Annotated in this window: 15 protein-coding genes and 1 pseudogene; 10 read left to right on the top strand and 6 right to left on the bottom strand. The window is 70.0% G+C overall.

Features of this window, described 5'->3' with window-relative positions:
- Positions 1-46 precede the first annotated feature (46 nt).
- From VFB40_RS15525 to rhaS, 4 genes are all read left to right on the top strand, one after another.
- Positions 47-1,630: a sugar ABC transporter ATP-binding protein gene (locus tag VFB40_RS15525; protein ID WP_349261493.1), complete on the top strand. Its 1,584-nt coding sequence runs from the start codon at positions 47-49 to the stop codon at positions 1,628-1,630.
- Between the two features lie 35 nt (positions 1,631-1,665).
- Positions 1,666-2,700, top strand: a complete 1,035-nt coding sequence (locus VFB40_RS15520; protein ID WP_349261492.1) for an ABC transporter permease — start codon at positions 1,666-1,668, stop codon at positions 2,698-2,700.
- Positions 2,693-3,733, top strand: a complete 1,041-nt coding sequence (locus VFB40_RS15515) for an ABC transporter permease (protein ID WP_324851301.1) — start codon at positions 2,693-2,695, stop codon at positions 3,731-3,733. Before VFB40_RS15520 ends, VFB40_RS15515 begins: the two co-directional genes overlap by 8 nt.
- 120 nt (positions 3,734-3,853) lie before the next feature.
- Entirely contained in the window at positions 3,854-4,930 is a 1,077-nt protein-coding gene (rhaS, locus tag VFB40_RS15510; RefSeq protein ID WP_324851299.1) for a rhamnose ABC transporter substrate-binding protein, read from the top strand.
- 86 nt (positions 4,931-5,016) lie between these two features.
- On the opposite strand, the gene VFB40_RS15505 is transcribed toward rhaS, so the two are convergent.
- Entirely contained in the window at positions 5,017-6,174 is a 1,158-nt protein-coding gene (locus VFB40_RS15505; RefSeq protein WP_324851297.1) for a cellulose binding domain-containing protein, read from the bottom strand.
- Positions 6,175-6,519: 345 nt separating this feature from the next.
- Here VFB40_RS15505 and VFB40_RS15500 point away from each other — a divergent pair, with 345 nt between their 5' ends.
- Entirely contained in the window at positions 6,520-7,989 is a 1,470-nt protein-coding gene (locus VFB40_RS15500; RefSeq protein ID WP_324851295.1) for a cellulose binding domain-containing protein, read from the top strand.
- Between the two features lie 66 nt (positions 7,990-8,055).
- On the opposite strand, the gene VFB40_RS15495 is transcribed toward VFB40_RS15500, so the two are convergent.
- Together VFB40_RS15495 and VFB40_RS15490 are read right to left on the bottom strand one after the other, a co-directional pair.
- Entirely contained in the window at positions 8,056-9,777 is a 1,722-nt protein-coding gene (locus VFB40_RS15495) for a carbohydrate-binding module family 20 domain-containing protein (protein ID WP_324851293.1), read from the bottom strand.
- Between the two features lie 249 nt (positions 9,778-10,026).
- Positions 10,027-10,478, bottom strand: a pseudogene (locus VFB40_RS15490) (class I SAM-dependent methyltransferase); the annotation flags it as partial.
- On the opposite strand from VFB40_RS15490, the gene VFB40_RS15485 reads away from it, so the two are divergent.
- Positions 10,477-10,683 carry a hypothetical protein gene (locus VFB40_RS15485; RefSeq protein ID WP_324851289.1) on the top strand — a complete coding sequence of 69 codons (207 nt, stop codon included), beginning with the start codon at positions 10,477-10,479 and terminating at the stop codon, positions 10,681-10,683. The pseudogene VFB40_RS15490 and the gene VFB40_RS15485 sit on opposite strands and share 2 nt — an antisense overlap.
- Positions 10,684-10,714: 31 nt before the next feature.
- Here VFB40_RS15485 and VFB40_RS15480 read toward each other — a convergent pair whose 3' ends face one another.
- The 3 genes from VFB40_RS15480 to VFB40_RS15470 are packed head-to-tail and all read right to left on the bottom strand — an operon-like array spanning position 10,715 to position 14,420.
- Positions 10,715-11,326, bottom strand: a complete 612-nt coding sequence (locus VFB40_RS15480) for a carboxymuconolactone decarboxylase family protein (RefSeq protein WP_324851287.1) — start codon at positions 11,324-11,326, stop codon at positions 10,715-10,717.
- A 23-nt stretch (positions 11,327-11,349) separates the two neighbouring features.
- Positions 11,350-12,465 (bottom strand): substrate-binding domain-containing protein, encoded by a 1,116-nt coding sequence (locus VFB40_RS15475; protein ID WP_324851285.1) that lies wholly within the window; start codon positions 12,463-12,465, stop codon positions 11,350-11,352.
- Entirely contained in the window at positions 12,462-14,420 is a 1,959-nt protein-coding gene (locus tag VFB40_RS15470; RefSeq protein WP_324851282.1) for a heparinase II/III domain-containing protein, read from the bottom strand. The genes VFB40_RS15475 and VFB40_RS15470 overlap by 4 nt, the downstream gene beginning before the upstream one ends.
- A 240-nt stretch (positions 14,421-14,660) precedes the next feature.
- Between VFB40_RS15470 and VFB40_RS15465 the strand changes: the two genes are divergently transcribed.
- The 4 genes from VFB40_RS15465 (at position 14,661) to VFB40_RS15450 (ending at position 20,103) form a co-directional block, all read left to right on the top strand.
- The gene (locus tag VFB40_RS15465) at positions 14,661-16,808 is read left to right on the top strand and encodes a DUF2264 domain-containing protein (RefSeq protein ID WP_324851280.1); all 2,148 of its coding nucleotides are present in this window, start codon (positions 14,661-14,663) and stop codon (positions 16,806-16,808) included.
- Positions 16,805-18,121, top strand: coding sequence for an ABC transporter substrate-binding protein (locus VFB40_RS15460; RefSeq protein WP_324851278.1), 1,317 nt, complete (start codon positions 16,805-16,807; stop codon positions 18,119-18,121). Before VFB40_RS15465 ends, VFB40_RS15460 begins: the two co-directional genes overlap by 4 nt.
- A 159-nt stretch (positions 18,122-18,280) precedes the next feature.
- Positions 18,281-19,210 carry a carbohydrate ABC transporter permease gene (locus VFB40_RS15455; RefSeq protein WP_324851276.1) on the top strand — a complete coding sequence of 310 codons (930 nt, stop codon included), beginning with the start codon at positions 18,281-18,283 and terminating at the stop codon, positions 19,208-19,210.
- Between the two features lie 8 nt (positions 19,211-19,218).
- Positions 19,219-20,103 (top strand): carbohydrate ABC transporter permease, encoded by an 885-nt coding sequence (locus VFB40_RS15450; protein ID WP_414642095.1) that lies wholly within the window; start codon positions 19,219-19,221, stop codon positions 20,101-20,103.
- The last annotated feature ends 2 nt before the right edge of the window (positions 20,104-20,105 follow it).

Below are 20,105 nucleotides of genomic sequence, written 5' to 3'. Positions count from 1 at the left end.
CAACGCGGCCGGCCCCGAGGCGGTGAACCCGGAAGCGGCGGCCGCTGTGCCGCCGGGCTCCGGTCCGGCCGCGGCGGCGACCGCGCCGATCCTCGCGCTCGACGCGGTGAGCGTGTCGTTCGGCGCCGTGCGCGCGCTGCGGTCGGTCTCGCTGGCTCTGGCCCCCGGCTCCGTGCACGCGCTGGCCGGCGAGAACGGAGCCGGCAAGTCGACCCTGGTGAAGGTGCTCGCCGGCGTGCTGCGCCCGGACGGCGGCCGGGTCCTCGTGGACGGCGAGCCGACCGTCTTTCACGGCCCCGCCGACGCGCGCGGCGCCGGGATCGCGGTGATCTACCAGGAGCCGACCGTCTTCCCGCACCTGTCGATCGCCGAGAACATCTACATGGGCCGCCAGCCGCGCGCCTCGCTGCGCGGCCTGGGACTCGGCCGGATCGACCGGACCAAGGTGCGCCGGTGGACCGCGGACCTGTTCGCCCGCCTCGGCGTCGCGCTCGACCCCGACCAGCCGGCCCGCGGCCTTTCCATCGCGGACCAGCAGATGGTGGAGATCGCCAAGGCGCTCTCCTTCGACGCCCGCGTGCTGATCATGGACGAGCCGACCGCCGCGCTCACCCCGGCCGAGGTGGACCGGCTCTTCGCGGTGGCCAGGGCGCTCAAGGCGCAGGGCGCCGCGATCCTGTTCATCTCGCACCGGCTCGACGAGATCTTCGACCTGTGCGACACGGTGACCACGCTGCGCGACGGCGGCTGGATCGCCACCGAGCCGGTCGCCGGCCTCGGCGCGGACGACCTGGTGCGGCGCATGGTCGGCCGCGACCTGGACTCGCTCTACCCCAAGCAGGACGCGCAGATCGGCGAGGTCGCCCTCGACGTGCGCCGGCTGACCCGCGAGGGCGTGTTCACCGACGTCTCCTTCCAGGTGCGCCGCGGCGAGATCGTCGCGCTGGCCGGGCTGGTCGGCGCCGGACGCACCGAGGTCGCCCGCGCCGTCTTCGGCATCGACCGCTGGGACGCGGGCAGCGTGCAGGTCGACGGCCGGACCCTGCGCCCCGGGTCTCCCTCCGCCGCCATGTCCGCCGGGCTGGCGCTGGTGCCCGAGGACCGGCGCGCGCAGGGCCTGGTGATGATGCACTCCATCGAGCGCAACAGCACGCTGACAGGCGTGCGCGGGCTCACCCGCGGCGGACTGGTCAGCCGCGCCGCCGAACGCAGCCGCGCCGCGGACTGGGCCGCCCGGCTGGAGCTGAAGTACGGCCGCCTTTCCGATGCGGTCGCCACCCTCTCCGGCGGCAACCAGCAGAAGGTCGTGCTCGGCAAGTGGCTGTCCACCGCGCCGAAGGTGCTGATCGTGGACGAGCCGACCCGCGGCATCGACGTGGGCACCAAGGCGCAGGTGCACCGGCTGCTCTCGCAGCTGGCCGCGGACGGGGTCGCGGTGCTGATGATCTCCTCCGACCTGCCCGAGGTGCTCGGCATGGCCGATCGGATCCTGGTGATGCACGAAGGTCGCCTCGCCGCCGAACTGCCGCGCGAGGGCACCACAGAGGAGGCCGTGCTGGCCGCCGCCACCGGCGCCAGGGCCGCCTCCGAGCCCGCCGCGGGCCGGGGACCGGCGGGGGTGGCGCGGTGAGCTCGACCTCCGCGACCCCCAGGACCTCGCCGACGCTGGCCGCGTCGGAAGGAACCGCCCCCGCTCCTGCGGCCGACACCGCGCCGCGCCGCCTGGTCGCCTTCATCGGCCGCGCCCGCCAGGCCGCGATCCTCGTCGTGCTGGTGCTGTTGCTGCTGGCCACCGAGCTGGACAACCACCGCTTCCTCAGCAGCCAGGGAATCAAGGACCTGCTGCTCGACGCGGCGATCCTGATGCTGGTCGCGGTCGGCCAGGCGGTCGTGGTCATCACCCGCAACGTGGACCTGTCCGTCGGCTCTGTGCTCGGCATCAGCGCCTTCGCCGCCGCAGACCTGCTGGCCGGCGGCGCGAACCCGGTCTGGGCGGTGGCCGCCGCGATCCTGCTCGGCGCGGGCTTCGGCCTGGTCAACGGCCTGCTGGTCAGCTTCGGCCAGGTGCCGGCGCTCGTCGTCACCCTCGGCATGCTCTACGTTGTGCGCGGCCTGGACTCCATCTGGGTCGGCCCGCGCGAGATCACCTCGCAGAGCCTGCCCGCCGGCTACACCGACTTCGGGCACGGCGGCCTCGGCCCGATCCCGTACCTGGCGCTCATCGCCGTCGCGGCGACCGTCGCCGTCGGCTACTACCTGGCCCGCTACCGCTCCGGCCGCGAGTTCTACGCGATCGGCTCGAACGCGCAGGCCGCGCGCCTGGCCGGAATCGGGCTGCGCAAGCGCGTCGTCGCAGCGTACATATTCGCCGGGGCGCTGGCCGGCCTGGCCGGAGCGCTGTACGTCGCCCGCTTCGCGTATGTCGACGCGACCACCGGCGGCGGCTACGAACTGACCGTGATCAGCGCGGTCGTGGTCGGCGGCGTCGCGATGACCGGGGGAGTGGGCAGCGTGTACGGCGCGGCCCTCGGCGCCCTGCTGCTGACCTCGATCAACAGCGTGCTGCCGGCGCTGAATGTCAGCTCGGTCTGGGAGGAGGCGATCGACGGCTTCCTGCTCCTGGTCGCCATCGCCGTCGACCGGATCGTGGCGGGGCGCGTCACCAGCGCGCTGCGCGAGAGGAGCCCGCATCATGGCTGACCGTGGACTGTCCGCTACGGCCGCAGGACCCGGCCTTGAGCTGCGCAGGCGCGCCCTGCACCCGCGCTGGGACGTCGCCGTGGCCGCGCTGCTGGTGCTGCTCGTGGCCTACGGCCTCGGCACCGAGAGCACCTTCGGCAACACCCTGAACATCTCCTTCCTGCTCGGCAACACCACCACCATCGCGATCGTCGCCCTGCCCATGACGCTGCTGGTCGCCGCCGGGGAGGTGGACCTGTCCGTCGGGTCGATGGCGGGCCTGTCCGGGGCGCTGATGGGCGCGCTGTGGAACGCGAACTGGCCGATCCAGCTGATCATCCCGGTGTGCCTGTTGGTCGGCCTGGCCGGCGGCCTGCTCAACGGGCTGCTGGTCACCCGGCTCGGCCTGCCCTCGCTCGCGGTCACGATCGGCACCCTGGCCCTCTTCCGCGGCGTCGCGCAGATCGTGCTCGGCGCGAACGCCGTCTCCGACTTCCCGCAGAACTACCTGGACTTCGGCACCGGACGCATCGGCGGCACCGCGATCCCGAACATCTTCGTGCTCTACCTCGTGCTGCTGGCGGTCGCCGCGATCGTGCTGCACGCCACGCCGTTCGGCCGCAGGCTGTTCGCGATCGGCGCCAACCCCGAGGCGGCGTTCTTCGCCGGAGTGCGGGTCAAGCGCACCAAGCTGATCATGTTCGCCGTCACCGGGCTGGTCTCCGGCGGCGCCGGGGTGATCTGGGCGCTGCACTACACCAGCGCCCGCTACGACAACGCCACCGGCCTCGAACTGTCCGTGATCGCCGCGGTGCTGCTCGGCGGCATCGACTTCGACGGCGGGCGCGGCACGATCGGCGGCGCGGTAGCCGGGGTGTTCCTGCTGGGCACCGTGCAGAACCTGCTGAGCCTCAAGAGCGTCTCGGCCGATTCGCAGACCATCGTCACCGGCCTGCTGCTGATCGCCTCGGTGCTCGGGCCGCGCGCCGGGCGCCAGATCTCCGAGGCGTTCCGCCGACGACGGGCCCGAACGCCCGCGGCCGACGTGTCCTGAACCCCGGCGCTTCCTGAGCTCTGGCGGTCTCAACCCCGGCGCTCGCTGAGCCCCCTTCTGTCCTCCACCGCTCGAATCCACATCACCGCACCGCAGTTCTCAACGACGAGAGGTACCCCCATGTCAGTTTCCACCCGCCTGATGGCGGCCGCTTCTGGCGCCGCGGTCGCGGCCCTGCTGCTGAGCGCGTGCAGCGGCACCACCAAGAGCGGCAATGCGGCGGCCAACAGCGCGGCGCCGGCCGGGACTGCGAACGCGAACGCCAACGCGGCAAGCAAGACCGGCCTGACCGTCGCCTACCTGCCCAAGCAGGTCAACAACCCGTACTTCACCATCTCCGACACGGGCGGCCAGAAGGTGCTGCAGGGCCTCGGCGAGACCTACAAGGAGGTCGGCACCACCAGCGCCACCGACACCGCCGGGCAGGCCAACTACGTCAACACGCTCATTCAGCAGCAGGTCAACGCGATCGTGGTCTCGGCGCAGGACCAGAACGCGCTGTGCACCAACCTCAAGCAGGCCATGAGCGACAAGATCTCCGTGGTCACCTACGACTCGGACACCAACGCCGACTGCCGCAACCTGTTCATCAGCCAGGCCAGCTCAGAGGCGCTCGGCCGCACCGAGGTGGACCTGCTGGCCGGCCAGATCGGCGGCTCCGGCCAGATCGCGATCCTGTCCGCGGCGCAGACCGCGACGAACCAGAACGCGTGGATCGGCTTCATGCAGGACGAGCTGAAGGCGAAGTACCCGAACATCCAGCTGGTCAAGATCGCCTACGGCAACGACGACGCGCAGACCTCGTACCAGCAGACCCAGGGCCTGCTGCAGTCCTACCCGAACCTTAAGGGCATCATCTCGCCGACCACGGTAGGCATCCTGGCCGCGGCGCAGTACCTCGACGGTTCGTCCTACAAGGGCAAGGTCAAGCTGACCGGCCTCGGCACGCCGAACCAGCTGCGCAAGTACGTCAAGGACGGCACGATCACCGCCTTCGAGCTGTGGGACCCGGCCAAGCTCGGCGCGCTGGCCGCCTACGCCGCCGTCGCGCTGCAGTCCGGCCAGATCACCGGCGCGCAGGGGCAGACCTTCAAGGCCGGCGACATGGGCCAGTACACCGTCGGCGCCGGCGGCGTGGTCACCCTCGGCGACCCGACCGTGTTCAACGCCGCGAACATCGACCAGTACAACTTCTGAGTTCGCAGGCTGACTCGAAGACTGAGAACGCTGATCCGGGCCGGCGGCCGGGCGCCCTATCGCGCTCGGCCGCCGGTGGTTGAAGATCAGCCGGTGAGCGTGCAGCTGATGGACGGTACTGCGTTGGTGCCGTTCCAGCTCGCGAGGAAGCCGAAGGACGTGTTCGCGCCGGGCGCGAGGCTGCCGTTGTAGGCGGCGTTGTGCGCGGTGACGACGGCGCCGCTTTGGGTCAGTGTGGTGTTCCAGGATTGGGTGACCTGCTGCCCGTCGGCGAAGGTGAGCGTCACCGTCCAGGCCGAGGAGGCGGCGGTCGAGCTGTTGGTCACCGTGACAGAGCCCTGGAAGCCGCCGCTCCACTGGGAGGTGATCTGGTAGGCCGCGGTGCACCCTGAATTCGACGGCGGCGTCGATGCGGACGGCGAAGTCGACGGCGACGCGGTGGGAGTCGGGGAGGCGCTGGGCGTGGGCGGCGGCGGGATGATGCCGCTGAGGACTTGGGCGAGCGGCGGGTACCAGCGGGCGGCCATCTTCGCGAATCCGGCGTCGTTGGGGTGCACGCCGTCGCCGACGGTGTCGGTGGAGTCATCGAAGCCGGTCCACTGGTCGACCACGATGATCGGTGACTGCGCGGTGGTCAGCCCCGCGGCCCAGCCCGGGATGGCCTGGTCCAGCGACTGCACCTCGGCGGCGCAGGTCGGGCAGCTGGGCGGGTTCATCGGGATGATCTGCGCTACCAGGATCTTCATCTTCGGGTTGTTGGCGCGCATCTGCCCGATCAGGGTGGTGTACGCGGCCAGCACGGAGCTGACCGGGATCGAGCCGCCCCACATGTCGTTGGTGCCCAGGTGCATCAGGACGATGTCGGGGTTGGCGGCGGCCAGCCAGGGCGGCAGCTGGTTGTTCTGCGCGATGCCGGTGGCGGAGTAGCCGCCGTGGCCCTCGTTGTCGCCGTCGTAGGTGTAGCCGTAGTTGCAGCCGCCGTCGGGCTGGCTGCCTACGAAGTCGATGTCGGTGTAGCCGTTGGTTTGCAGGTCGTGCCAGAGGATGGCGCGCCAGCAGCCGGGGCCCGCGGTGATCGAGTCGCCCAGCGGCATGATCTTGACCGGGGCGACGGTCGCGGCGGCGCGGACGGGTGTCGCGGATCGTGCGGGCCCGGCGAGCGCGAACGCCGCGGCGACGAGCAGCGCGGCGAGCGCGACGAGCGCGGTGACTGCGGATAGCGGGGTTCTGCGATGTGTGGGCACGGCCGGCTCCCTGGCTCCTCGCGCGGTCCTTCGGACGAGACTGCCGTGACGGTGCGCCACTGAACCGGTTCAGTCAACCGGCGTTCCGCGGCCGAGTCCGGGCCCTGCGACGCAAGCTGCCATGTGGGCGCGGAGAGTGCGTGGTCGCGGCTTCGGAGGTCGCGGGCGTCTGGACGCGCCGGTTACCGAGATCCGGCGAAACTTTCGCGGGTGCGCTAGCGACTTGCCCTCCGCATCAGCCCGGATCTCGGGCAATCCTTTTCCCGCACTGCCCGTCCCTTGACTTAACCGATTAAGTGACTCAAGGTTCAGGCACAGCTCCCGCCCACGTCCCGAGGAGTCCCGATGAGCCTGAAACGCGGTTTGCTCGCGATCGGCGCCGCCGGCAGCGTGATCGCGGGCACGATCACCGCCGTGACCCTGCCGGCCGCCGCCGTCGCGGCCGGATGCAAGGTCACGTACACGGTGCAGAGCCAGTGGCCGGGCGGATTCCAGGGCAACATCGCGATCACCAACCTCGGCGATCCGCTCAGCAGCTGGACCCTGACATGGTCCTTCGCGGCCGGGCAGACGGTCACCCAGTCCTGGGGCGCCACAGTCACCCAGTCCGGCAGCGCGGCCGTCGCGGTCAACGCCAGCTACACCGCGAACCTGCCGACCAACGGCAGCCAGTCCTTCGGCTTCACCGGCACCTGGAACAACAGCAGCAACCCGGTGCCCGCCAGCTTCAGCCTCGACGGCACCGTGTGCAACGGCACCGTCGCCTCCGTCTCCCCGACCCCGCAGCCGCCCGCCCCGGCGCTGGCCAACGCGCACACCGTCGGACAGACCGAGACCGCGGGCAACTACGTCTCCTACACCTGGCCCGGGATCTACTTCGAGGGCCGCTTCCACGGCACCGGCGTCGGCATCGTGCTCAACGACACCGCCAGCGACTACGACGTCGCGATCGACGGAACCGCCGTGGCCGAGATCACCACCCCCGGCCAGACCACGTACTGGGTCAACAACCTGAGCAACGCCGACCACACCGTGCGCGTGGTCAAGCGCAGCGAGAGCCCGTGGCAGGCCGGGCAGTTCGGCGGATTCGTCGCCGCCCCCGGCGGATCGATCCTGAGCAAGCCGGCCGCGCGCACCCGGCAGATCGAGTTCATCGGCGACTCCTACACCGCCGGCTACGGCAACATGGCCACCCAGCACGACTGCTCCAGCATCGGCGGGATCACGCCCAACTCCAACGCGGACGACAGCTTCGGCGCCCTCACCGCCCACAGCCTGAACGCCGATTATCAGATCAACGCCATGTCCGGCATGGGTGTCGTGCGCAACTACAACGGCAGCAGCCCCGGCACCAGTTTCCTGACGTACTACGGCAGGACCCTGCAAGCGGTCAACAACGACGTCTGGTACAACCCGGGCACCTGGCACCCGCAACTGGTCGTGGTCGGCCTGGGCATCAACGACTTCTCCACCGCGCTGAACTCCGGCGAGCAGTGGAGCACCACCGACCAGCTGGTCGCCGCGTACAAGACCGCCTACCAGGGCTTCATCAACACCCTGCGCTCCCAGTACGGCCCGAACGCGATCATCGTGGTCAGCGCCACCGCCCTGTCCAACACCGCCCTGTTCGCGCAAACCGCCCAGCAGGTCGTCACCGACCGCAACGCCATGGGCGACAAGAAGGTCTACTACTGGTACTACGACAGCCCGAGCCTGGACCACCTCGGCTGCGACTGGCACCCCTCCCTGCACGACGACCAGATCATCTCCGGCCTGCTCGACAACTTCATCACCACCCTGCCGCTGACCTGGTAGCGGACGCTCACCGAGCCGCGGCAGTCGTGCGCCGGCCCGCCCGTTCGTCGGGCGGGCCGACCCCGTTCAGGAATGCCAGGTGTCGTTGAAGGTGATCGATCCGGAGGAGCCGGTGGTGTAGGAGCGGTTGCCGCCGCTCTCCCAGATCACGTTCCCGCTCGAGTCGATCTTGATGTACTTGTACTCGAAGTACGTGTTGGCCGGCACGCTCAGCGCGGCGGTCCAGTACGGGTAGTTCTGCGAGGACAGCGCGACGGCGTTGGCCGTCTTCCAGCTGCCGAGCGCCGGGATCGAGCCGACGATGTAGACGTTCTGGCCCCAGCTCGTGGTCGCGTTCGCGTTGATGTCCACCGTGAACGTCGACGCGGACGACCCGGAGACGCGGCTGTTGCGGTCGATCGCCACGGCGTCGTTCGCCGGGACCGTGACCGTCGCGCGGTTGCCGGAGACGGTCACCGTCGGGCCGGTGCACGATCCGCCGGACAGCGAACCGTGGATGATGTCGCAGTAGGTTCCGTCCGGCAGGCCCGTGGTGAAGGTGCGGGTCTGCGCGGAGGACTCGTTGTTCAGCGAGATCCAGGCGTCCGGGCCGCGGGAGAACGCGATCAGGTTCGTGCCGTCGGTGTACCAGTTGGCTACCGGGTCGTTGTTCGCCAGCGCCAGGTTGTGCCAGCCGACCATGTTCGCCACGCCGGTGATCCGGTCGGTGCAGTACCAGCCGCTGCCGCAGTTGGTGCCGGTCACGTATCCGTTGGCGTCGGCGGGCGGCGAGTCGCTGCTGTTGTTCCAGGTGAAGCTCGCGTACACCTGCGGCGTCCCGAAGCCCCAGGCCAGCAGGAACTCGTTGGCCAGCGGGTAGGTGGAGCCGTTCTTGTAGCTCAGGTTCGAGCCGTCGCGCTCGGTGTCGTGGTTGTTGACGAAGGTGGAGGAGTACGCGCTCGGGATCAGGCTCCAGGTGGCGAAGCCGCCGAAGTTGGCCAGGTCGCCGCCGCTGCCGAACTGCGTCTTGATCGCGTCGGCGTAGTCGAAGCCGATCAGGCTGCCGGTGCTCTCGAAGGAGGCCGGCTGCAGCTGCGTGTTCGTGCTGCCGAGCGCCACCTCCTGGACCATGTAGACCGGCTGGCCGGTCAGCTTGTCCTTGTTCAGCATGCCTTCGAGGGCGGCCAGGTCGGTGTGGCCGATGTGCTTGGCCGCGTCGAGGCGGAAGCCGTCCACGCCGTAGCCGATCAGCTTGTTGAGGTAGGCGGCTTCGGTGGTGCGGACATAGGTGGACTCGGTGCGCAGGTCCGGCAGGGCGTCCAGCTCGCACTCGGTGACCTGCTGGTAGTTGTTCCAGTCAGAGATCTGATCCGAGGAGACCGGGCAGTCGTTCGGGTAGTTGTGGAAGTCGGGGGAGGAGAACGCCGGGTACGCGGTCCCGGGCGTGTAGCTCGCGCCGCCGTAGCTGGTGTCGTTCCCGTCCTGCCTGGCCATGTGGTTCAGCACGGCGTCGACGTATACCTTCACGCCCGCCTGGTGGCAGGCGGTGACCATGGCCTGGAACTGCGCGTCGTTGCCCATGCGGCTGGTCAGGTTGTAGTCCACCGGCTGGTAGATCTCCCACCAGGGATGTCCGTCGGCCGCGTCGGTCATCGAGTCCTCGGGCGGCGCGACCTGCACGGCCGCGTACCCGTCGGGGCCGAGCACGTTCGTGCACTCAGACGCCACCGACGTCCAGTTCCACATGAACAGGTTCGCGGTCACGTCCTTGGCCGAGCCGGCCGCCTGCGCCGACCCCGTGGCGGCCATCAAGCTGACTGGAACGGCAGCCGCCGCCACCAACACAGCAGCGCCGACGAAGTACCTGCCGGAGTGGCGGCGCGTCATCTATTCACCGCCCTGCGCACAGAAGACCGGACCCGCCGCCCTCAGCCGAACGAACCTCGACATCGCTCCTCCGCCCCGTCGCGTGCGCGGCCGCCGCCGATCGCTCATCGATCGCCCCTGTGAGCATACGAACGAGGGCGCGGGGGAGACAGGGCACGGCTCCGGTTTTTACCCGGACGGCGGTCTAGGGTCTGCCACCACCTGCGCCCAGCGGTGGATGTCCGGCAGCCAGCAGATCGCGCCGATCCCGGTGAAGACGAAGTCGAACTGCGCGTGGCCTAGCGCGGTGGGGCGTCGTAGAGGTCGGATTCGACGTAGTCGATCTCGGTCCCGGTCAGCGCGGCGAGTCGGCGCGCCTCCGCCAGGGCGGCGGGGGAGAAGTCGAGCCCGGTCATCCGCGCGCCGAGCCGCGCGAGGGAGAGTGTGTCCGTGCCGATGTGGCACTGCAGGTGTACGCCGCGCAGCCCTTCGACCGAACCGAGCAGCGGAAGGTCGAACTGGACGACCCCGCTGAGGAACTTCGGGTCGTCGACGAACCGGGAGATCGCGTACCCGTCGGATCTGGCGTGAGCCGGGGCCCGTTCATCCCACATGGCGCGGTTCACGGCGCGGTAGTCGTCCATGATCGCAGGCTCTCAGGACGGCCGCGGCGCCGCAATCGGATTGACGCCGCGCCGACGGTCAGTTCCCTTACTCTGGCTCGCCGACGCGTTCTCACCAGCCACCGCGGTCGCCATCGGCGGCGCGGCCTGCACGGTCCTCGCCGTTTGGGTGCAGGGCACCAAGGCACTTCACGTGCTCGACGAAGACCGCACGAAGGCCACGTAGCCGCGCAGTCGCGAGCCCAACGCCCTGGGCACTACGGCGCCGGCACCTCGAACAGCGTGAGCAAGGTGCACACCGTGTGGTAGACGCCGATCACGGCAACGAGGTCGAACAGGCCTTTCGCCCCGAACGCCGAGACAGCCTCCTGATACAGCCCGTCGTCGACGCGGTGGCGCGTCGCCATGGCGTGGGTGAGCCGTGCAGCGAGCTTCTCGTGCTCGCCCAGGCCTTCCGGGATTTCTCCGCCGGCGAGCGCGAGAACGTGGTCGTCGGCCAGTCCGGCGGTCCGCGCCACGATCTTATGCGCGTACAACTCGTAGTCCGCGCGGTAGACAGCACCGAGCACGATGATCACCACTTCACGCACGCTCGGCGACAGGCTGGTGTTCGCCGACTCGGCGGCCTGGAACTCCAGCAGCTTCGCCGTCACCTCGGGATGCAGCAGGAGTGCGTTGAACGGGCCGATCAGGCGGCCGTCCTCGGCCGTGGATTGGATACCAAGCTTGTCGGTGAGCGCCACCCACGTGCCGATCAGCTGGTCGTAGAGCTCGCGCTGGGCGGGGGCGAGCGTCGCCGGGTCGGCCAGCGGCAGCCTCCCGCCGAGCGAACCGGCGGACTCGTCCATCGCGGGGGAATCAGATGCCATCGTTGCTGGCCCTTTCGGAATGATCAGCGGGTGGAGCGCGGGGGCGCCGATGACTCCCGGACGGTCAGCGACGGGCTGATGACCACGCGGTGCGCGGGCAGGTCGGGGTCGGCGAGGCGGTCGGTGATCAAGCGGACGGCGGCGCGGCCGATGGAGCGGCGCGGCGGCCGGACCGCGGTGAGCGGCGGGCTGCAGAGGCCTGCGATCTCGTCGTCGTAGGCCACCACCGACAGGTCGCCCGGCACGGACAGGCGACGCTCCTCGCACCGCTGCACCAGCGCGATGGCCTCGGCGTCCGCGTGCACGACCAGGGCGGTCGTGCGCGTGGCGAGGCACTGGTCCAGGACCTCGTCCAGCGACGTCTCCCAGCTCGCGGGGCGCGAGGGGACCCGGGCGTCCACCGTCGCCGCGGCGTCTTGTCCGCAGTCGGTGACCGCCTCCAGCCAGCCGCGGTGCACGTGCGGGCTGGTCGGGCTGTGCTCGCCGAGTACCACGCCGACCTTCTGGTGGCCGAGCGAGACCAGGTGGCGCACGGCCACGGCGGCGCCCAGGGCGTGGTCGGTCACCACCGACTCGACCACGGCGCGGTGCGGCCCGACGGTGGCTGTGCGCTCGATCAGCACCACGGGCATGCCGGTCGCGGCCAGCCACTCGACCGTGCGCTCGGCGGTGGGTGCGTCCATCCGCGGCGCGACGATCAAGCCGTCGACGCTCAGCTGCTCGACCAGCCGGATCAGCTGCGGCCTGTCGTCCTCGGTCTCGTAGGAGGAGCCGCGCAGCACGATGCGGGCGCCGAGTTCGCGCGCCGCCTCCTCCGCGCCGCGCGCCACGTCCGGCCAGTAGTAGTCCAGGGAGGGCACCAGCATGCCGACCGTCCGGGCCCCGCCCGACGGTGCTGCGGAGGCCGCGTCCTCGGCCGCCGCGTCCTCGTCGAACTCCGGAAGCGCCACGCCGCCGTGCACCCGGCGCACCAGCCCCTCGGCGGCGAGCTGGGCGATGTCCCGGCGGATGGTCACCGCGGCGGCGCCGAGCCTGCCGCTGAGATCGGACACGCGCAGCACGCCGTCGTGCCGCAGTGCCTCGAGCAGCTGCGCGCGGCGAGCGACCTGCAGCGGCCCGCGAGTCTCGGGTGAGCTCACCGCAACTCCTCCACAGTCAGTTCCAGGGCGCCGGCCGGGCCCGACGCCGTGACGTCGATCTCCAGCCGGGTCAGCCGTTCTCCCCACACCGTGCTCAGCATGGGGTCGTCGAGGTCGCGCACCGTGGTGGTGCAGGGGGCGTCCGCCGGGTTCCAGACCAGGCATACCGTACCGGCGCCGTCGGGCGTGCTGATTTCGGCGCGTCCTGTGCCCAGGCTCACCGTGCCCGCGACGATCAGATGCACCCGGCTCCGGCCCGGCGGGGCGTCCGCGGCCGGATTCAGCTGCCACGAGTCGCGCACGGTGATCCGGCCGGTGACGCGGTCCAACCGCGCCGAACGCCACCAGTGCCGCACATCGTCGCGCGGGTAGGCCGCCGCGAGGTCGAGGGTCAATCCGGACCCCTCATCGTCGATGACCACTGACACGTCGCGGGCCGCGTACTCGCGGCCCGGTGCCTGCGCGCTGCCGCGGATCTCGGGCACATTGTGCCAGCCGCTTTGCATCGTCCAGATCTCATACCGATCCGGGCCGAAAGTCCGCGCGGTATAGGTGGGACGGCCCGGATCGATGAGAACCGGCACGCCGTCGAGGGCGACGATCACGCTGCCCACGTCGTTGTGGTTGTGGTGCTCGCCGTTGTGGCCGCCCTTCACCGCGAGGGTCAGGCCGGAGCGGGAGCCCGCGGCGGGGCGGGCGAGCAGCACCTGCGTGGAGGGGAGCCAGACGTCGCGGGGCAGCGGAGATGTGGCCGGCGCCGCCTCGACCCATTCCCGGTCGGTGAGCGCGCGCAGCAGTCGGCCAAGGCCCTGATTTTCATGCGCGACCGGCTGGCCGGGCCGCCGGTGTGCGGCCGCGTGGGCTTGCGCGTCGCGATCCCTGATCCGCCGTGCCGCGTGGTGCAGCGCCTGCCACGGCTGGTGGGTCGGCGGGCGCGCCGGGCCGTCCGCGTGGTTGACGTACCAGTCCCCGCCGAGGTGCATCCGATGCGGAAAGGCCACGGTCTGACGCAAGGCGTCTATGCCGGTCGCGCTCAGCTCACCCTTCGTGGCGTATTCGAGCACTGAAAGCGCGTCGAGGAGGCGGCACGCCCCGTTCCACCAGTAGGCGTACCCCTCGTCGATCGCCCCGTCCCGCGGTAGCGACGCGAGGTACCGATCGAGGCCCTCGATGACCGAGCCGATCAGCTCGGCCCGGCGTGCCGCGTCGTCGACCAGGCGCAGCGCGGCGATCAGCACGTTGCCGTGAATCCACGGGTTCCAGTTGTGCACGTCGCCGTCGAGGCCGAGCCAGTGCCAGTCGCGGCGCGCGGTGAACGGGGTGAGCACGCGCCGGTCGACCTCGTGCCGGATCCTGGCCCGCAGCCCCGGGATCCGCGCGTCGAGCTGCTCGCCGAGCAGGTGATCGATCCACGCCAGCTGCGCGGCGACCTCGCCGGCGCCGAGGTCGAGGAAGGGGTCGGTCACGGTCGGCACGAGCGCCCCGTACCGCCGCAGCGTGTCATCGTGGGCAGGCCAGCACCAGCTGCTCTGCTCGCACAGCAGGGTCACGCCGTCGGCTACCTCGTCGAGCCAGAGGTTCTTGAGCGACACGGCGTTGTTGAGTGACACAGGTTCGAGGTCGACGGCGGCGAGTACGGCGGCGCGGGTGAGGCGGTACTCCCGCGCCCAGATCACCTGCTCATAGGCGTCGCGGTCGCCGTCGCGGAAGTATCGGGCGTAGCCGTTCGCGAGCGGAATCGGCCACGGCGAGGCGAGATCCGCCTCGGCGCGCTCCCGCAGAACCCTGATCGTCGCCTGGTCCAGCCGCCCGGGATCCCAGCAGTCGCGGTCCGAAGCCGGCGGCACCGGCAGGCAATCGCGCGGGGGAGCGAGCAGCCCGGCTATCCGTGCGGGCGTGAGCTGCGGCCATGCGGACGCCAACGGCCCGGCGAAACGGTCCGTGCTGATCGACATGTCTCCCCATCACGCGTCCACGAGGCCCGGCTGATCGATTCTGATCGTATCAGATCGATGTGTAGCGGTCGCTTGGCTACAAGAGGGCCCGTGACTGCGTTAAATGTCTGGATCGTCCGACCGTATGGGATCGGATTTGATCATATGACGCTGCTGGCAGTCTTGACATGCTCGCTTTCGATCGATTTCATGTCCCTGCAACACACCCGTTCACCTTGTGAGCACGGCGCAGGAGGGGAAATGCGAAGCGATCCGGTGGCGGATCAGGGCCGTGCGCTCAAGGCGGACTGGACCCGCCAGGACTGGATTCGCTTCGCTGACCTGCTGCTCGCCTCCGCGCGTCGCTACGCCTCGCCCGGCCACGCGCGGATCACGCCGCCCGGACCCGAGGGCGGCTACGGCCGGGCTGTCGACGGGCTCGAAGGATTCGCCCGCACGTTCCTGCTCGCCGGTTTCCGCATCGCCGGAGAGCGCGGCGCGGGACTCGACGAGCTGGCCGACTGGTACGCCGCCGGCATCGCGACCGGAACCGACCCCGCCTCGCCGGAGCGGTGGGTGCGCCTTACCGAGCACGCGCAAGCCAAGGTCGAGGCCGCGTCCATCGCGCTGGTGCTCGACCTCACCAGGCCGTGGATCTGGGACCGGCTCACGCCTTCGGCACAGGAACGCGTAGTGGAATACCTCGCCCCGGTGGTCGGCGACCCGACCTATCCGCAGATCAACTGGGTCTGGTTCCGCATCGTCGTGCAGACCTTCCTTCGCTCGGTGGGCGGACCGTCGTCCATCGACGAAATCACGCAGGACCTGGCCACGCACGACACCTTCCTCCGTGCCGACGGCTGGTTGTCCGACGGCCAGGAGCGCGCCTTCGACCACTACGCCGGCTGGGCGCTGCACCTGTATCCCACGCTCTGGGCCCGGATGTCGGGCGCCGCAGATCTGGCGGCCGAACGGCGCGAGCGCGATGTCGCCGCGCTTGACCGGTTCCTCCAGGACGCCGTTGCCCTCGTCGGCGGGGACGGATCGCCACTGATCCAAGGTCGCAGCCTGATCTACCGGTTCGCAGCCGCGGCGCCGTTCTGGGTGGGCGCGATAGCAGGCGTGCCCTCGCTGATGCCCGGTCAGCTGCGCTACGCCGCCGGCCGCGTCGTCGCGCACTTCGCCGAGCGCGGCGTGCCTGATGAGCGAGGCCTGCTCACGCTCGGCTGGCACGGCTCATGGCCGCGGCTGGCGCAGGCCTACTCCGGTCCGGGTTCACCGTACTGGGCCAGCAAGGGACTGCTCGGCCTCGCGCTACCGGAGGACCACCCGGTGTGGACCTCGCCAGCTGAACCGCTGCCGGTAGAGACCGACGACTTCGTGCGGGCGGTGCGCGCGCCGGGCTGGCTCATCTCAGGCACCCGCGCGGACGGCATCGTGCGCGTGAACAACCACGGCACCGACCACGCCGTCGAGGGATCGACCGTTTCCGACTCCCCGCTCTACGCGCGTCTGGGCTACTCCACCGCGACAGCCCCCGTGCTCGACGAGGACGGATGGGCCGGACCGGCCGACCAGTGCGTCGCCGTGCTCGACGCGCGGGGGCGAGCCACGCATCGCAGCGGAATGCGAACGCTGATCGTATGTGTCGACGAGGGCGAAGCCGGGCCTGTGGGGGTCACCGGATCGACTACGCTCGCGCACTGGGTCGATCCAGCGCCCGGCCAGCGCGATCACGGCAGCGGCCGGACCGGAAACGTCGTACCGGCAGGTCAGCTCACCGTGTACTCACTGGTGCGCGGGGCCTGGGAGCTGCGCCTCTGCCGAGTTGACGCTGTAGCCGAGGGGCTCGACGCCGGCGAGCTGCGGCTGCGGATCACCGGCTGGGCGGTGGCGGGTGACGGAGCGGCAGATATCTCAGCGGACGGCGCGACCGCTACCGGAGCGACCGCGACCGGCGCGGCACTGACTTCCAGTGTCGACAGCGTCCCGATCGACGGCGCCGGACCGGATGCGCCGGCGGCCGCGAAAGCGGGCGTCTCCGTCCACGACGACGCCGGCCCGCTCGGCAACCCGGTGCGCGTCCCGTGGCTGGATCACGCTCTTCGTCCCGGTGCCTGGGTCGCCGCGCTCCTCGGACTCTCGGGAAACGCAGCCCGCCGGCACCGGGGGACCTGCCGCGTCACCCTCGACGCGGCTGATCAGGGCCCGGCTGACCAGGGCTCTGGCATTCAAGATCGTGTGTACCCCGGCTCGGGTGATCAGGCGCCCGGCGTCAGGGTCGAGTGGCCGGACGGCCGCAGCACGTACACGCGCCTATCCACGCGCACACCCCGGGGGAGCCGCAGCGGCGACCCGGCGGCAATCCAGGCCCGGCCACGGGCCCTCGTCTCAAAGGAGAGCGGATGAAGCGCCTCATCTCCGCCGCGCTCGGCCTCACGGCGGCGACCTCGCTGCTGGTGGCCGGATGCAGCAGCGGATCCCCCGCGGCGTCGGCCAGCGCCGGCGTGCCCAGCGGCCCGACAACGCTGACGCTGGCGGGCTGGAGCCTGTCCACCACGCCGGAGTTCAAGACGCTCGCGGACGGCTTCCACGCGGCTCATCCCAACGTGACCGTGCAGCTTAAGGAGTACGACGCCACCAACTACGACACGCAGATGATCGCGGACCTGGCCGCGCACTCCGCCCCGGACATCTACGTACTCAAGAACCTGAAGAACTTCTACACCTACCAGAGCGGCGGACAGCTGGTGGACGTCTCAGACGTCGCCAAGACCCTGGGCAGCCAGGTGGGCGGCCTGTCCGACTATCAGGTCGACGGCAAGACCTACGCCATCCCGTACCGCCAGGACTCGTGGGTGCTGTTCTACAACAAGGCCCTGTTCGACAAGGCCGGCATCGCCTACCCGGACGGCTCGTGGACCTGGGACAAGTACGTGAGCGTCTCCGAGCAGCTGACCACGGCGCTCAAGGGCAAGGGCTCCAAGGCGGTCGGCGACTACCAGCACATCTGGCAGTCCACCGTGCAGGGCTTCGCCCTGGCCCAGACCCCCGGCGCCAAGCTGACCAGCGGCGACTTCAGCTACCTCAAGCCGTACTACGACCGGGCGCTGGCCCTGCAGAGCGCGGGCGCGCAGCCGACCTTCGGCACCGTGAGCACCAACAAGCTCACGTACCAGGCCGAGTTCGGCAAGCAGCAGGCCGCGATGATGCTCATGGGCACCTGGTACATCGCCACCCTGCTCAAGCAGCAGGGCACCGGTGACGCGGACACGTTCCCGTGGGGCATGGCGCCCGCGCCGCAGTTCGACGCGAGCACCGCCGGGACCTCGGCGACCCCGGTCACCTTCGGCGACCCGACCGGTCTGGGCATCAACCCGGCTATCAGCTCCGACAAGGTCTCCGCGGCCAAGGCCTTCCTCGAGTACGCGGCGGGCGTGCAAGGCGCCAAGTCGCTGGCCGGCATCGGCATCACCCCCGCCGACACGGCGGCGGTGGCCTCGGACTTCTTCTCGCTCAAGGGCATGCCGAGCGACTCCCTGTCGAAGTTCGCCTTCGCCACCCACGACACCAAGCCGGAGAACCCGGTGTCCAAGTACACCGCGCAGCTGCAGGACCTGCTCAACGACCTGCACACGGCCGTGATGTCAGGCAGCAAGAACATTGACGGCGCCATCAGCTCCGCGCAGTCCCAGGCCAAGAGCCAAGTGCTCAACCAGTGACGCAGGCCGCCGCACCCGCGGCCGCCACAATGCGCTGGCAGTGAGAAAAGCACAGAAAAGGCAGTGAATGCGTGACCGGGTGCGGCGTGCGGTGCGCGCCGCACCCGCGCACCGCGCCCCACACCCGGTCACGCGCCGCCGATCGAACCGAGAGAGCCCATGGCAACGACGATCGAAGCCCCCGCCCGGCCGACCCGGCCCGCGCGGCGCCGGCGCAGCCGGCAGGTGTGGCGCAACACCGCGGTGGGATGGTCCTTCCTGCTGCCCAACTTCATCGGCTTCGCGGTCCTCACGCTGGCGCCGGTGCTGGTGCTGTTCTACCTGGCCTTCACCGACTGGAACGTGTTCGGCGTGGCCAAGTGGACCGGCCTGGCCAACTTCCAGCGGCTGATCCACGACCAGAGCTTCTGGACGGCGCTGGAGAACACCCTCTACTACACGGCCCTGCACATCCCGCTGACCATGGGCGCGGCGCTCGGCCTGGCGCTGCTGCTCAACCGGAAGCTGCGCGGCGTGGCCTTCTTCCGCACCGTCGCCTTCTTCCCCTACATCACCTCGATCGTGGCCGCCGCCCAGGTGTGGAACATGCTGTTCAGCCCGCAGTACGGGCCGGTCGACGCGGTGCTGCGGGTGGTCGGGATCTCCCACCCGCCGGGCTGGACGGTCTCGACCACCTGGTCGATGCCCGCCGTCATTCTGGTCGGCACCTGGCGGGAGATGGGCTACTACATGCTGATCTTCCTGGCCGGACTGCAGACCATCCCCGCGCAGCTCTACGAGGCGGCCCGGGTGGACGGCGCGAACGCCTGGCAGCGGTTCCGGGCGGTGACCGTCCCGTCGCTGCGGCCGACCACCTTCTTCGTCACGGTGATGCTGACCATCGGCAGCTTCAAGGTCTTCGACCTGATCCTGCTGCTGACCAACGGCGGCCCCGGCCAGTCCACCCTGGTGCTCTCGCAGTACATCTACCAGACCGGCTTCCAGGAGAACCACTTCGGATACGCCTCGGCGATCTCCGTGGTGCTGTTCGTGCTCTGCTTCGTGGTCACCATCGTCCAGTTCCTCGTGAACAAGCGCAGGAGCGTGTGATGGACACGATGCTGCAGTCCGCGCCGGCGGACGCCCTGCTGACGCCCATCGCGCGCCGGCGCCCCGGAAAGCGCGCCAACCCGGTCGTCAGGGTACTCATCTACGTGCTGCTCATCGCGGCGGCAGCCGGCGTGCTGCTGCCGTTCTACTGGATGGTCGTCTCGTCGCTGAAGACGGACAACGACGTGTTCACCGTGCCGATCAAGTGGCTGCCGCACAGCGTGATCTGGCACAACTACCTGGACATCTGGCGCAAGTCGCAGATGACCACGTGGCTCAAGAACACGCTGATCCTGTCCTTCGTGGTGACCGCATTGCAGCTGTTCACCGGCAGCTTCGCCGCGTACGGCTTCGCCAAGGTGCGCTTCCCCGGCCGCGACCTGCTCTTCATCGTCTACGTCGGCACCATCGCAGTGCCCTGGCAGTCGTACATGATCCCGCAGTTCATCCTCATGTCGCACCTGCACCTGTCTAACTCGCTGTGGTCGATCATCGCGCTGCAGGCCTTCGGCGCGCTCGGCGTGTTCCTGATGAAGCAGTACTACGAGTCGATCCCGGAGGAGCTGAGCGAGGCGGCCCGGATCGACGGGATGAGCGAATACGGCATCTACCGCCGCATCATGCTGCCGCTCTCGGCCCCGGCGCTGGCCAGCCTCGCGCTGCTCACCTTCGTCAACACCTGGAACGACTACCTCGGGCCGCTGATCTACCTGCGCAGCCCGAACCTGCGCACCATCCAGCTGGGGCTGAGCACCTTCATCTCGCAGTACAACGCCGAGTACGCGCTGATCATGACCGGCTCGGTGCTCTCCGTGCTGCCGATCGCGGTGATCTTCCTGCTCGGCCAGCGCTACTTCGTCGAGGGCATCGCGACCACCGGCCTGAAGGGATGACC

This window comes from Actinocrinis sp. (assembly GCF_035650855.1).
GTDB lineage: Bacteria > Actinomycetota > Actinomycetes > Streptomycetales > Catenulisporaceae > Actinocrinis.
The sequence above is the reverse complement of the archived record's forward strand: the minus strand, read 5'-3'. Positions and strand labels throughout refer to the sequence as shown.

What these genes read in the sequence shown, in the direction of transcription:
- VFB40_RS15500 (WP_324851295.1), top strand. Translation starts at nt 6,520, where the DNA reads ATGAGCCTGAAACGCGGTTTGCTCGCGATCGGCGCCGCCGGCAGCGTG.
- VFB40_RS15460 (WP_324851278.1), top strand. Translation starts at nt 16,805, where the DNA reads ATGAAGCGCCTCATCTCCGCCGCGCTCGGCCTCACGGCGGCGACCTCG.
- VFB40_RS15465 (WP_324851280.1), top strand. Translation starts at nt 14,661, where the DNA reads ATGCGAAGCGATCCGGTGGCGGATCAGGGCCGTGCGCTCAAGGCGGAC.
- VFB40_RS15515 (WP_324851301.1), top strand. Translation starts at nt 2,693, where the DNA reads ATGGCTGACCGTGGACTGTCCGCTACGGCCGCAGGACCCGGCCTTGAG.
- VFB40_RS15455 (WP_324851276.1), top strand. Translation starts at nt 18,281, where the DNA reads ATGGCAACGACGATCGAAGCCCCCGCCCGGCCGACCCGGCCCGCGCGG.
- VFB40_RS15485 (WP_324851289.1), top strand. Translation starts at nt 10,477, where the DNA reads ATGATCGCAGGCTCTCAGGACGGCCGCGGCGCCGCAATCGGATTGACG.
- VFB40_RS15495 (WP_324851293.1), bottom strand. Translation starts at nt 9,777, where the DNA reads ATGGCCGCCACGGGGTCGGCGCAGGCGGCCGGCTCGGCCAAGGACGTG.
- VFB40_RS15470 (WP_324851282.1), bottom strand. Translation starts at nt 14,420, where the DNA reads ATGTCGATCAGCACGGACCGTTTCGCCGGGCCGTTGGCGTCCGCATGG.
- VFB40_RS15450 (WP_414642095.1), top strand. Translation starts at nt 19,219, where the DNA reads ATGCTGCAGTCCGCGCCGGCGGACGCCCTGCTGACGCCCATCGCGCGC.
- rhaS (WP_324851299.1), top strand. Translation starts at nt 3,854, where the DNA reads ATGTCAGTTTCCACCCGCCTGATGGCGGCCGCTTCTGGCGCCGCGGTC.
- VFB40_RS15480 (WP_324851287.1), bottom strand. Translation starts at nt 11,326, where the DNA reads ATGGCATCTGATTCCCCCGCGATGGACGAGTCCGCCGGTTCGCTCGGC.